The 12,928-nt window shown below is 65.3% G+C and carries 9 protein-coding genes and 1 pseudogene; 7 read left to right on the top strand and 3 right to left on the bottom strand.

The features are described 5' to 3' along the window. Window positions 1-32 precede the first annotated feature (32 nt). Window positions 33-1,010, top strand: a complete 978-nt coding sequence (locus NIBR502771_RS07465; protein WP_210411360.1) for an ABC transporter substrate-binding protein — start codon at window positions 33-35, stop codon at window positions 1,008-1,010. 80 nt (window positions 1,011-1,090) lie between these two features. Here NIBR502771_RS07465 and NIBR502771_RS07460 read toward each other — a convergent pair whose 3' ends face one another. Together NIBR502771_RS07460 and NIBR502771_RS07455 are read right to left on the bottom strand one after the other, a co-directional pair. Then, window positions 1,091-1,372 carry a hypothetical protein gene (locus NIBR502771_RS07460; protein WP_141159182.1) on the bottom strand — a complete coding sequence of 94 codons (282 nt, stop codon included), beginning with the start codon at window positions 1,370-1,372 and terminating at the stop codon, window positions 1,091-1,093. A gap of 128 nt (window positions 1,373-1,500) precedes the next feature. Then, complete coding sequence (locus tag NIBR502771_RS07455; RefSeq protein WP_141159181.1) at window positions 1,501-2,181, bottom strand: GntR family transcriptional regulator; 681 nt, start codon at window positions 2,179-2,181, stop codon at window positions 1,501-1,503. A 119-nt stretch (window positions 2,182-2,300) separates the two neighbouring features. Here NIBR502771_RS07455 and purU point away from each other — a divergent pair, with 119 nt between their 5' ends. The 6 genes from purU (at window position 2,301) to NIBR502771_RS07425 (ending at window position 12,072) form a co-directional block, all read left to right on the top strand. Further along, complete coding sequence (gene purU / locus NIBR502771_RS07450) at window positions 2,301-3,206, top strand: formyltetrahydrofolate deformylase (protein ID WP_141159180.1); 906 nt, start codon at window positions 2,301-2,303, stop codon at window positions 3,204-3,206. Window positions 3,207-3,255: 49 nt separating this feature from the next. Then, window positions 3,256-5,748, top strand: coding sequence for an FAD-dependent oxidoreductase (locus NIBR502771_RS07445; RefSeq protein WP_141159179.1), 2,493 nt, complete (start codon window positions 3,256-3,258; stop codon window positions 5,746-5,748). 4 nt (window positions 5,749-5,752) lie between these two features. Further along, window positions 5,753-6,379 (top strand): cyclodeaminase/cyclohydrolase family protein, encoded by a 627-nt coding sequence (locus NIBR502771_RS07440; protein WP_141159178.1) that lies wholly within the window; start codon window positions 5,753-5,755, stop codon window positions 6,377-6,379. After that, the gene (locus NIBR502771_RS07435) at window positions 6,376-7,281 is read left to right on the top strand and encodes a bifunctional 5,10-methylenetetrahydrofolate dehydrogenase/5,10-methenyltetrahydrofolate cyclohydrolase (protein ID WP_141159177.1); all 906 of its coding nucleotides are present in this window, start codon (window positions 6,376-6,378) and stop codon (window positions 7,279-7,281) included. Before NIBR502771_RS07440 ends, NIBR502771_RS07435 begins: the two co-directional genes overlap by 4 nt. 616 nt (window positions 7,282-7,897) lie before the next feature. Next, a complete protein-coding gene (locus NIBR502771_RS07430) occupies window positions 7,898-9,310 on the top strand; it encodes an MFS transporter (protein ID WP_141159176.1) in 1,413 nt (470 codons plus the stop codon). 254 nt (window positions 9,311-9,564) lie between these two features. After that, window positions 9,565-12,072, top strand: a complete 2,508-nt coding sequence (locus NIBR502771_RS07425; RefSeq protein ID WP_141159175.1) for an FAD-dependent oxidoreductase — start codon at window positions 9,565-9,567, stop codon at window positions 12,070-12,072. A 123-nt stretch (window positions 12,073-12,195) separates the two neighbouring features. Here the strand turns inward: NIBR502771_RS07425 and NIBR502771_RS07420 are convergent. Then, window positions 12,196-12,849 (bottom strand): annotated as a pseudogene (locus NIBR502771_RS07420) (alcohol dehydrogenase catalytic domain-containing protein); the annotation flags it as partial. Between the last annotated feature and the right edge of the window lie 79 nt (window positions 12,850-12,928).

Raw genomic sequence — 12,928 nt, 5'->3', positions numbered from 1 at the left:
AAGTCCCGTATGCCCTAAAAAGGAGACCCACCATGAAGAAAGCTGAAAGGCTGATAAAACGCACGTTGCCGGCAATGGCCGGAGCTGCCGCCGCAGCCCTGTTCCTCGCAGGCTGTGGCGGAGCATCGGTAAACCAGGCCGCTGCGGCAGGCGCTGCCACGGGAACACCCTGCGGCAGCGTGAGCGTCGCAATGAACGCGTGGGTGGGTTACACCGCCGACGCAGCCGTCTACAGCTACGTGGCGAAAAACAAGCTCGGCTGCAGCGTCGTCCAGAAGGACCTCAACGAGCAAGTCTCCTGGCAGGGCTTCGCCTCCGGGGAAGTGGACCTCATTATCGAAAACTGGGGGCACGCCGACCTGGCGAAGCAGTACATCACTGACCAGAAGGTGGCCGTCGATGCCGGACCAACCGGAAACGAAGGGCACATCGGCTGGTACGTTCCGCCATGGATGGCCGAGAAGTACCCGGACATCACCGACGGGCAGAACCTCAATAAATACTCTTCGATGTTCACCACCTCAGAGTCTGGCGGAAAGGGGCAGGTCCTTGACGGCGATCCCGCCTTCGTCACCAATGACGAGGCGCTGGTGAAGAACCTGAACCTTGACTACAAAGTGGTCTTCGCCGGATCGGAAGCGGCCCTCATCCAATCATTCCGGACTGCGCAGCAGAACAAGACACCCCTTCTCGGCTATTTCTACGAGCCGCAGTGGTTCCTTTCCGAGGTTCCGTTGAAGAAAGTGAACCTGCCGGCGTGGACCGAGGGCTGCGACGCCAACCCCGAAAAGGTTGCGTGCGACTATCCGACCTACAAGCTCAACAAGGTCATGTCCAAAAAGCTGGCGGACAGCGGCTCACCGGCCGCCAAGCTGGCCAAGGCATTCACCTGGACCAACGAGGACCAGAATTCGGTTGCTACGGATATCCAAGGCGGCATGACGCCTGAAGCGGCGGCAAAGAAGTGGGTGGATGCCCACCAGAGCGTGGTGGATGGTTGGCTTAGCTGACAAGCGTTCCCATTGCCATACCAAGGGGAGCGGCCCGGAGGAGTTTAGTACCCGGGCCGCTTTCCCTTGGTTTTCCAGGGTCACACCCAGATCTGGTAGCCGGAGGACTTGTCGAAAATGCGCCGGGTGCTGATGCCCTCGGCGGCGATCCAGAGCACCGAGCCGTCCTCCGCAGCCTGGTCCACCACCCCGCTGGCCACGTGCTCCCCCCGCAGCCACACCTGGACGCTGCGGCCGGGCAGGCGCGCCCAGTCGGCCCGGAGGCCGAGAGCCGTTTTCGACGTGCCGCCGCCCTGGCCATCCTGTTCGAGGTCAGGGTCGGTGGCATCACGTGGGGCTTCAAGGGTTGTCCGGGAATCCACTGGCCACTCCGATCGCCGGCGCCGTCGCCGCTCGAATCCATCACTGATATTTGATTGATATATCAATCTGGATTTCGAGTATGGTCCAGGTCACACTCCCTGTCAACAGGTACCCGGGGCGAAAGGCGCTAGGCCTTGAAAAGCGCCTCCCGGACCGCGCTTTCGAATCCGCTGACGTGGGCCCGGGCAAGCTCCGCGGCCCGCTCCTCATCCCCGTCGATGACGGCGCGGAGCAGATCGAGGTGTTCATGAACGTGGTGTGACAGGTCCGGCAGCCGGTCAATGACCATGCACCAGATGCGCGTTGCCAGGTTGTCATAGCGGATCAGGATGTCTTCCAGGTGCGGGTTGGCGGCGGCGGCGTAGATGCCCTGGTGCACCCGGGCATCGAGCTGCAGCGTCTCTGTCACGGTTGCCGAAGAGACATCGAACGCCTCAACCTTTTCGAGGGTGGCACGCAGCTCGTCCCGGACCGCGGGGGAAGCCACCCGTGCGGCACGGGCGGCCGCAAGGGGCTCGAGCTGGGCGCGGATCTCCGAAATAAAGGAAAGGTCGGTCACGTCCACCCGGGTAGCGAAAGTGCCACGGCGTGGGTAGGTCTTCACCAGCCGGTCCAGCTCCAGCCGCTTCAGGGCTTCGCGTACCGGAGTCCGGCCGACACCCAGATTCTTGGCCAGGAGCTCATCGTTCAGCAGCTCTCCGGGCTTAATTTCAAGGGTCAGCAGCCAGTCGCGGATGCTCTCATAGGCAACGTCAGCCAGGGACTTCTTCCCCATGGCATCAGCCACCGCCAAAGCTTCGAATGCCATGCTGAGCCCCTTCTTCCCAACCAGAAAACCTATTGACCTCGCCTGTAGACCAGTATACGCTGGCACCCAATCTAATATATCAGTCCGTTGCTTTTGAATATATCTAGAAGGAGCAGGGTATGACCCTCATCGAAACAGCCCCAGCAACCACCACCCTGCCGGCACTCAAAGAAGAGCAGCCGCAGAAGTTCGTGCTGACCCTGTCCTGCAAGGAGCAGGCAGGAATTGTGCAGGCCGTCACCACGTTCCTGTTCGAGCGCGGCTTCAATATCGACGAGCACCAGCAGTTCGACGACAGCCTGCGCGAGACACTCCACCTGCGCACCGCGTTCTCCGGCTCCCCCAACTACACGCCTGCCATGCTCGAGGAAGAGTTCGCGGGCATCGCCAGCCGGTTCGACATGAAGTTCAGCTTCCACGACCAGACCGCCAAGCGCGTCCTGGTCATGGTGTCCAAGTTCGGCCACTGCCTCAACGACCTCATCTTCCGCTGGCGGGGCGGCAGCCTTGGCGGCGAACTGGTTGCGGTCGTTTCCAACCACGAGACCCACCGTGCCATGGCGGAAGCAGCAGGGCTCCCCTTCATCTACGTCCCCGTCACCCCTGACACCAAGGCGGACGCAGAGCGCCGGCTGCTGGACCTGGTGGATGAGTACGAGGCCGACCTCGTAGTCCTGGCCCGTTACATGCAGGTTCTCTCCGACGATCTCTGCCGGGCACTGGAGGGCCGGGCCATCAACATCCACCACTCCTTCCTCCCGGGCTTCAAGGGCGCACGCCCCTACCACCAGGCCTACGACCGCGGCGTCAAGCTAGTGGGCGCCACCGCCCACTACGTCACCGCCGACCTGGACGAGGGTCCGATCATCGAGCAGGAAGTCATCCGGGTGGACCACACCTACGGCCCGGCGCAGCTGTCCACCGTGGGCCAGGACGCCGAAGCACTGGCCCTCTCCCGCGCTGTCCGCTGGCACTGCCAGCACCGCGTACTGCTGGACCAGACCAGCACCGTGGTGTTCCGGTAAGCAGCCCCCGCCCGCAGACATAACCCGTAAAGCAGCAGGAGAGACTCCCTTGGAATCGTCACCACGCATTGTCATTATCGGAGCCGGCATCGTCGGCACCAACCTCGCGGATGAACTCGTCACGCGCGGCTGGAACAACATCACCGTCCTGGACCAGGGACCCCTCAACATGCCCGGCGGCTCCACCTCGCACGCCCCGGGACTGGTCTTCCAGACCAACCCCTCCAAGTCCATGGCCCTGTTCGCCAAGTACACCGTGGAGAAACTGCTGTCCCTCACCGAAGACGGCGTCAGCTGCTTCAACCAGGTGGGCGGCCTGGAGGTTGCCACCACCGAGACCCGCCTCGCTGACCTGAAGCGCAAGCTCGGCTACGCGCAGGCATGGGGCATCGAAGGCTCCATACTTTCCCCGGCGGAATGCAAGGAGCTCTATCCGCTCATCAACGATGAGGACATCCTGGGTGGCCTCCACGTTCCCAGCGACGGCCTGGCCAGCGCCGCCCGCGCGGTCCAGCTGCTGATCAAGCGCACCGAGGCGGCCGGCGTGAAGTACGTCGGCAATACCGAAGTCACCGCCATCGAGCAGTCCGGCCGCCGGGTCACCGGGGTCCAGACGCCCGACGGCGTGATCCCGGCAGATATCGTCGTCTCCTGCGCCGGATTCTGGGGCGCCAAGGTCGGCGAACTGATCGGCATGTCCGTACCTCTGCTGCCGCTGGCGCACCAGTACGTCAAGACCACCCCGGTTCCTGCCCAGCTGGGCAGGAACGAGCTGCCCAACGGTGCCCGCCTGCCCATCCTCCGCCACCAGGACCAGGACCTCTACTACCGCGAACACGGCGACCGCTACGGCATCGGCTCCTATGCCCACAAGCCGATGCCCGTGGACCTGGACGAACTCGGCAGCTTCAAGCCGGACGAGATCAGCGAGCACAACATGCCCTCCCGGCTGGACTTCACCCTCGAGGACTTCCTCCCCGCGTGGGAAGCCACCAAGCAGATCCTGCCCGCGCTGCGCGAAAGCGAGATCGAGGACGGCTTCAACGGCATCTTCTCCTTCACCCCGGACGGCGGCTCCCTGGTGGGCGAGTCCAAGGAACTGGACGGCTTCTTCGTGGCCGAAGCCGTCTGGGTAACCCACTCGGCAGGCATCGCCCGCGCCGTGGCCGAGCTCCTGGTGGATGGCAAGTCCTCCATCGACCTGGGCGACTGCGACATCCACCGCTTCGAGGAAGTCCAGCTGACCCCCGAGTACGTCAGCGAAACCTCGCAGCAGAACTTCGTGGAGATCTACGACGTCCTGCACCCGCTGCAGCCCAAGCTCTCCCCGCGCAACCTGCGCGTCAGCCCCTTCCACGCCAGGCACAAGCAGCTGGGCGGCTACTTCCTGGAAGGCGGCGGCTGGGAACGCCCCTACTGGTTCGAGGCCAACGCCGAGCTCCTCAAGGAGATGCCCGCAGACTGGCAGCCGCCGGCCCGTGACTCCTGGTCCGGCATGTTCAGCTCGCCTATTGCCGCGGCTGAGGCATGGAAGACGCGCACCGCCGTCGCCATGTACGACATGACCCCGCTCAAGCGCCTCGAAATCTCCGGACCCGGCGCCCTGAAGCTGCTGCAGGAACTGACCACCGCGGAAATGGACAAGAAGCCCGGAGCCGTCACCTACACCTTGCTGCTGGACGAGCAGGGCGGGGTCCGCAGTGACATCACCGTGGCCCGCCTCAGCGAGGACACCTTCCAACTCGGCGCCAACGGCAACATCGACACCGCCTACTTCGACCGGGCAGCCCGGCACCAGACAGCAAGCGGCAGCGCCGAAGACTGGGTCCAGGTCCGCGACACCACCGGCGGCACCTGCTGCATCGGCCTCTGGGGCCCGCTGGCCCGCGAGGTGGTCGGCGCGGTCAGCAGCGATGATTTCTCCAACGACGGACTGAAGTACTTCCGGTCCAAGCAGGTGGTCATCGGCGGCGTCCCGGTCACCGCCATGCGGCTGTCCTACGTCGGCGAACTGGGCTGGGAGCTCTACACCAGCGCCGACAACGGCCAGCGCCTCTGGGACGCGCTGTGGAAGGCCGGGCAGCCGTTCGGCATCATCGCCGCGGGCCGCGCCGCCTTCAGTTCGCTCCGCCTGGAAAAGGGCTACCGCTCCTGGGGCACCGACATGACCACCGAGCATGACCCCTTCGAGGCCGGCCTCGGTTTCGCGGTGAAGATGGCCAAGGAGAACTTCGTCGGAAAGGCAGCCCTGGAGGGACGCACCGAGGAAAACTCCGCGCGCCGCCTGCGCTGCCTGACGGTCGACGACGGACGAAGCCTGGTGCTGGGCAAGGAACCGGTGTTCTACAAGGACCAGGCGGTGGGTTACGTCACCAGCGCCGCCTACGGCTACTCCGTCCGCAAGCCCATTGCCTACTCCTACCTCCCCGCGGAGGTATCCATCGGCGATTCAGTGGAGATCGAGTACTTCGGGCGCCGGATCGTGGCCACCGTTACCCAGGATCCGCTGTACGACCCCACCATGTCCCGGCTGCGCGGCTAGCACCATGATCAGTTCAGAGACAGTCAGCAGCTACCTCACCCGGTTGGCCGCAAAGCAGCCGACGCCGGGTGGTGGCGCCGCGGCGGCCCTCCACGCGGCCCAGGGCGCAGCCCTGGTGGGCATGGTGGCGCGCTATACCACCGGCGCCAAATACGAACAGCACGCACCGCTGGTGCAGCGCATCACCCAGGCAGCCGACGACCTTGTCGCCGAGGCGCTGGGCTTGGCTGAAGCAGATGAAGAGGCCTTCCAGGCCGTCATCGACTCCTATAAGCTCCCGTCCGGCACCGATGAACTCAAGGCCGCCCGGGCGGCCGGAATCCAGTCCGCGCTCATCCAGGCGGCCCAAACCCCTGCCCGGCTCATCGAGCTGTCGGGCGGCGTCGTTGACCTCGCCACCGAACTCTTCGACGTCGCCAACGCCAACGTCATCAGCGACGTTGCCGCGGCCGCTGACGCCGCCCGCGCAGCTGCCACCACGGCGCGCGTCAACATCGACATCAACGTCGTGGCGGTCAAGGATCCGGAGGCACGCGCGCTGCTTGCCCAGCAGACGGACGGCATTGAAGAGAAAGTGGTCCTGGCGGCAGATGCCCTCTCGGCCCGCGTTCGCGAAAGGATTCTGGGTTGAGTACTGCAATACTTTCCGGAAAGCCTTTGGCCGCGTTGATCCAACAGGAAGTCAAGGAGCAGGTCCGGTCCCTTGACCTGGACGGCGTCCGCCCGGTCGTGGCGGTGGTCCTGGCGACCGCCGATGAGTCAACGCGCTGGTACGTCCGCTCCATCGAGCGGGCAGCCGAGCGCGCCGGAGTCGGCTGCCGGATCATCGATCTGGGCCATGATGCGACGGAACCGGTGCTTGCCGGCGCCTTGCGGGACCTGGGCGCGGAGCCATCCGTGCACGGCATCATCCTGCAGACCCCGCTGCCGGCAGGGGTACGGACCCACCACCTGGTGGGCCTCATCGCCCCGGAAAAGGACATCGACGGGGCCAATCCGCTAAGCCTGGGACGACTTGCCGTCGGCCAGCCGGCTTTTGCTCCCGCGACCGCCCGCTCCGTCGTCGAAATCCTGGACCATTACCAGGTTCCCGTCGCGGGGAAGGACGTGGTGGTGGTGGGCCGGTCCGCCGTGGTGGGCAAGCCGCTGTCCCTCCTCCTGCTGGCCCGCGATGCCGCCGTGACGGTCTGCCACTCCAGATCGGGCCCGCTGGAGCGCTACACCAAGGATGCCGACGTCGTGGTGGTCGCAGCCGGCCGCGCCGGGCTGCTGACCGGCAGCCACGTCTCCTCCCGGACGGTAGTGGTCGACGTCGGCACGAATGTCCTCGCCGACGGCTCGCTGGTGGGTGATGTGGACCAAGCCGGCGTTACCGGGACCGCAGCGGGACTCACCCCTGTTCCCGGCGGGGTGGGGTCTGTCACCACGGCACTGCTGCTCCTCCACACGGTGGAGGCCGCACGCCGGCAATCGTCCTCCCTGCCGCTGCCGGCCGAAGCCGCGGAAGCCCAGGTCCTGGAAGCCGCGGGCTAGGCACGGCACAGAGTCAGCAGCGGTGTCCCGTTTTTCGTAAAAGGTGCTTCGGTGGGCCTAAGACCTGGGGAGGTATTCCTCATCGAAGCACCGTTTTCGGAAAACGGGGCCCGCAGCCGGCCTGTGCCGTCACGGCAGAGGCCACCCTGCCCCCCGCGGGCCGGGCTTTGGGCATGCCCCGGACTACTCGGCAGGAGCGCCTACACACTTTGCCTTTAGCGGGTCACACTCTTGACATTAAATGTGAGCTAGCGCACGATTTTGTTGCATACAGCGAAGGTTGTTGATCATCACGGAACGAAGCTCGCCCGGATACGCTCCTCCCGTCCCCCGGCTCCACCCGTGATGACTTTGGGGAACAGCCGAACGAATTCATGATGGCCGGTTCGAAACGGGCCTCGGCCCGTGCATCGGCCGCACAACGCTGCCAGCATCCATGCGGCAGCGCCAGATCACCAAAGGAAACTGTCTATGACTATCAGGGATGGCAGCACCATCGATCACAGCGCGGGGCGCCGGAACCGGGGAACGACGCCCAAGTATGTCCGTGGGTCCAGGAAACAGCGCTCTGGCACCTTCAGCGGTTTGCGCTGAAGCCGGAAGGGAACGAATCTCAATGATCAATCCAACCAAGACGACGGTACCCGTCGACTCCTCCTCATCAAAAGAGACCAGCTCCACGTTCAAGCGCCGCTTCATGATGCGGCTTGTCGCGGTCTTCATAGGCGGGATGTTCCTCGACGGTTACATCCTCGGAATCATCGGCCCGGTCACCGGATCCATGCGGTCAGATCTCCAGCTCGACGCCCTGTCGCTGGGCATGATCGCTGCAGGCCCGCTGGCCGGTATCTTCATCGGCTCCCCGCTGGCTGGCTGGGCTACTGACAAGTTCGGACGCAAGCCAATGTTCCTCGTGGACATGGGCCTGTTCCTGGTCGCCTCAGGAGCCCAATTCTTCGTAACCTCTGGAGACGGCGCCGTGATCCAGCTGGCCATCATCCGATTCATGATGGGCGTCGCGATCGGCGGCGAGTACTCAATCGGCGGGCCACTGCTGTCAGAGTTCTCCCCACCCAAGCTCCGCGGGCGGCTGCTCGGGCTGACCCTGATCGCCTGGTACGTCGGTTTCATGATGGCATTCATCATCGGCACGCTCCTGCACGACGCCGGCACCCCATGGCGGCTGGTACTCGGCACGAGCACCATACTGGCATTCGTTCTGTTCCTCGCCCGCATGGGCCTCCCCGAATCGCCGAGCTGGCTCATTACGAAGGGACGGCACAAGGAAGCACTCGAGATCGCACACCGATATATCGAATCGCCGCAGATGCACGACAGCATCACCGGAGAGATGGATCTGAGGATGCTCCAGGAGGCCCAAGCCGCGGAGAGTGGAACCAAAATCAAGAACGCCTCCTTCGGAATGCTGTTCTCGAGGCAGTACTGGCGCGCCACTGTCTTCACCGCAGGTTTTTGGTTCTGCGCGGTCACTCCGTACTTCGCGATCGCGACCTTCGCCGACGAGGTACTCAACCAATTCGGCTTCGGCGGCGGCTGGGCCGGTGGAGTCGGCCTGTCCGCACTTGCGGTCGCGGGCGTTGTCACCAGCGTACTTCTCATTGACAAGCTCGGCCGCCGAATCCTCACTGTTCCGGGGCAGTGGCTCTGCGCGGGCATCCTGCTGGTCATCGGGGTATGGGGGAACGCACCAGCGATTCTCGTGCTCGTCCTGTTTCTCGCCTTCTCCTACTTCAATGCCGGCTACACCACGATGACCCAGGTCTATCCGGCCGAGGTATTCCCCGGCCACCTGCGCGGCGTCGGCATGGGCTTCGCCGCGTCCTTCAGCCGGATCGGAGCCGCACTCGGCACCTTCGCCCTGCCATGGGCGATCGCCAACATCGGCATGGGCGCAACCATGGTCGTAGCCGCCGCCGTCGCATTACTCGGCGCCGTCCTCTCGCAATGGCTCGCGCCTGAGACGAAGGGGCGCACCCTCGCCGAGATCTCAGCAGACTTCTCCCACTGACACCGGACCGCACGGCCACCCGCCGCCGGATAACCGGAGCTGCACCAAAGAGGCCTTCGCCGCACCAGCGGCGGGGGCCTCTTCGCCGCCTTTCGACACAGCGCCGCCAGCCGCCGCAACAAAGCAGGAAACCCTTGACATCCCCTGTGAGCTGCGACACTCTGTTGCTTATAGTGATGCGCGTTGCTCATAGCGAAGCAAATACCATCACCCGGTCAGGCGGATTCCAGCACCAACCAGGAGAACCAAAAACCATGAGCGCATCACCCCGCGTCGTCATCATCGGAGCCGGCATCGTCGGCACCAACCTCGCCGACGAGCTGGCAAGCCGCGGCTGGAACGACATCACCGTCGTCGAACAAGGCCCGCTGGAGCTCGCCGGCGGCTCCACGTCGCACGCCCCCGGACTCGTGTTCCAAAACAATCCGTCCCGGACCATGACGGAGTTCGCCACGTACACCGTCAACAAGCTCCTGGCCCTGGGCAAGGACGGGCAGTCCTGCTTCAACCAGGTGGGCGGCCTGGAGCTGGCAACCACTCCCGGGCGCCTGGCCGACCTCAAGCGCAAGATGGGCGTCATGACCGCCTGGGGTGTGGAAAGCCGGATCATCGACGCCGACGAATGCGAAAAGATCTACCCGCTGCTGAACACCGGCAAGCTCACCGGCGGCCGCGAGGTCCTTGGCGGCCTGCTCATCCCCACCGACGGGCTCGCCCTGGCGGCCCGGGCCGTGCAGCTGCTGATTGAGCGCACGCGCGAACAGGGCGTCACCTACCGCGGCTCCACCACCGTCACCGGCATCGCCCGTGACGGCGGCAAGGTCACCGGCGTCGAAACCTCCGCCGGACTGATCCCTGCCGACATCGTGGTGTCCTGCGCAGGGTTCTGGGGCCGTGAACTCGGCAAGATGGTGGGCCTGGAGGTGCCGCTGCTGCCGCTGGCCCACCAGTACGCCATCACCACGCCCCTTGCCGAACTCGAGAACGTCAACGAGCTTCCCAACGGTGCCGGCAAGCCCATCCTGCGCTACCAGGACAAGGACCTGTACTACCGCGAATGGGGCGACCGCATCGGCATCGGCAGCTACGCCCACCGCCCGATGCCCGTCGACATGTCCGCACTGCCGAAGGTCTCAGCCGAGGACATGTCCGACCACCGGATGCCCTCCCGCCTGGACTTCACCCTCGAAGACTTCCTGCCCGCGTGGGAGGACAGCCAGGACCTGCTGCCGGCACTGCGCAGCACCGAAATCCAGGACGGCTTCAACGGCATCTTCTCCTTCACTCCGGACGGCGGCCCGCTCATGGGCGAAGCACCGGACCTCGAGGGCTTCTTCGTGGCCGAGGCCGTCTGGGTCACGCACTCGGCCGGCGTCGCCAAGGCCATGGCAGAGCTGATCATCGACGGCCAGCCGCGGACCGACCTGCACGGCTGCGAGCTGACCCGTTTCGAAAAGGTCCAGACCTCCGACGCCTACGTCAGCGAAACCTCACAGCAGAACTTCGTGGAGATCTACGATGTCATGCACCCGCTTCAGCCACGCGAATCGCCGCGGGACCTGCGCGTCAGCCCCTTCAACGTCCGCCAGAAAGAGCTCGGCGCCTTCTTCCTGGAGTCCGCCGCCTGGGAGCGACCGCACTGGTTCGAAGCCAACCGCGGACTCCTGGCCGACCTGCCGGAAGAATGGCGGGCTCCGGAGCGCGACGACTGGTCCGCCATGTTCCACTCCCCCATTTCCGCCGCCGAGGCGTGGAAGACGCGGACCGCCGTCGGACTTTTCGACATGACGCCGCTGAAGCGGCTCTCCGTCACCGGCCCGGGAGCGCAGGCGCTGCTGCACCGGCTCAGCACGGGCAACATCGCCAAGAAGCCGGGTGCCGTGACCTATTGCCTGCTGCTGGCGGACGACGGCGGCATCCGCAGCGACGTGACCGTGGCCAGGCTCGCGGAGGAAGAGTTCCAGCTGGGCGTGAACAGCAACGTGGACTTCGATTACCTCCGGGTGGAGGCCCGCCGGCAGTCGGCGGCCGATCCCTCCCAGTGGGCGCACGTCACGGACATCACCGGCAGCACCTGCTGCATCGGCCTGTGGGGCCCCCTGGCCCGCGAGGTCATCGGCAAGGTCAGCACGGACGACCTGACCAACGACGGCCTGAAGTACTTCCGGACGAAGGAAATCTCGGTGGGCGGCATCCCCGTCACGGCGATGCGGCTCTCCTACGTAGGCGAACTGGGCTGGGAGCTCTACACCACGGCCGAGTACGGGCTGAAGCTGTGGGACCTGCTGTTCGAAGCCGGCCGGGAACACGGCATCATCGCGGCGGGCCGCGGCGCCTTCAACAGCATGCGGCTGGAGAAGGGCTATCGGCTCTGGGGCACGGACATGACGTCCGAGCACCACCCGTACCAGGCGGGCCTGGGCTTCTCCGTGGCCAAGGACAAGACGGGATTCGTGGGTGCCGAGGCCCTCGCCGTCCGCAAGGAGCAGCCGGCTGCCAAGACGCTGCGCTGCCTGACGGTCGACGACGGCACGTCAGTGGTGCTGGGCAAGGAACCGGTGTACGTGGCCGGGGAAGCCGTTGGTTACGTCACGAGCGCGGCGTACGGCTTCACCGTCCGCAAGCCCATCGCCTATGCCTGGCTGCCCACGTCGGTGGCTGAAGGCGACTCCGTGGAGATCGAGTACTTCGGGCGGCGCGTGACGGCCACTGTTTCGGCGGAGCCGCTCTTTGACCCTGGCATGGAACGCCTCCGCGGCTGACCTGCCCCAACTGCACCAGGTGGTTGGGCCTGCTTGAGACCGGCAGGCCCAGCCACCTTTTTTGGTGCCCGCGGAGCTAACCCCGGGCATGGCAACGGCGGCACCCCTGTTGAGTGGGGTGCCGCCGTTCGGGTCCAGGACGTACTTCGTGGCGGCGCCGGCATCGAACTCGGCGCAGCCGCGCGGGGCATCGTCGAGCGAAATGGCCTTCGCATTGACAGCCTTGGCGATCTGGATCCGGTCATGCAGGATCGCCATCATCAGCTGCCGGTTGTACTTCATCACCGGGCATTGGCCCGTGGTGAAGGACAGGGACTTGGCCCAGCCGGTACCCAGGGACAGGGACAGGCTTCCCTTCCTGGCGGCCTCGTCCGCGGCTCCCGGGTCGCCCGTGACGTAGAGGCCCGGGATGCCCACGGAGCCGCCGGCGGTGGTGAGGTCCATCAGCGAGTTAAGCACCGTGGCCGGTGCTTCCTGGGCGCCATGGCCATGGCCGCGGGCCTCGAAACCGACGGCATCGATGCCGGAGTCGACGCCGGCCGTGACCGCGCCGTGGAATCCGGTGGGCAGGATGTCGGAGAGCATGGTCAGGTCCATGATCTTCTCCAGCGCCTGGTCCCGGTCGGGGAAGCGCAGCAGGTTCCAGTCGGCGTACGGAACCAGCACGTATTCGTCGGGCCCTGTCTCGATGACTTCGCCGGTGATCTCGTGCCCCAGGACGAGGCCCGCCGGGGCGGTGGTGCGGCCGCGCACCATGTGCTGGTCGGAGCCGCAGACAACAGAAGGCCCGACGCTGGCTGCATCAGACCTTCCGTGTGGTTTTACTTTTCACTTGCGGTGAATCATGGGGGTGCGC

Origin of the sequence: Pseudarthrobacter sp. NIBRBAC000502771 (assembly GCF_006517215.1) — a bacterium.
Classification (GTDB): Bacteria; Actinomycetota; Actinomycetes; order Actinomycetales; family Micrococcaceae; genus Arthrobacter; species Arthrobacter niigatensis.
The sequence above is the reverse complement of the archived record's forward strand: the minus strand, read 5'-3'. Positions and strand labels throughout refer to the sequence as shown.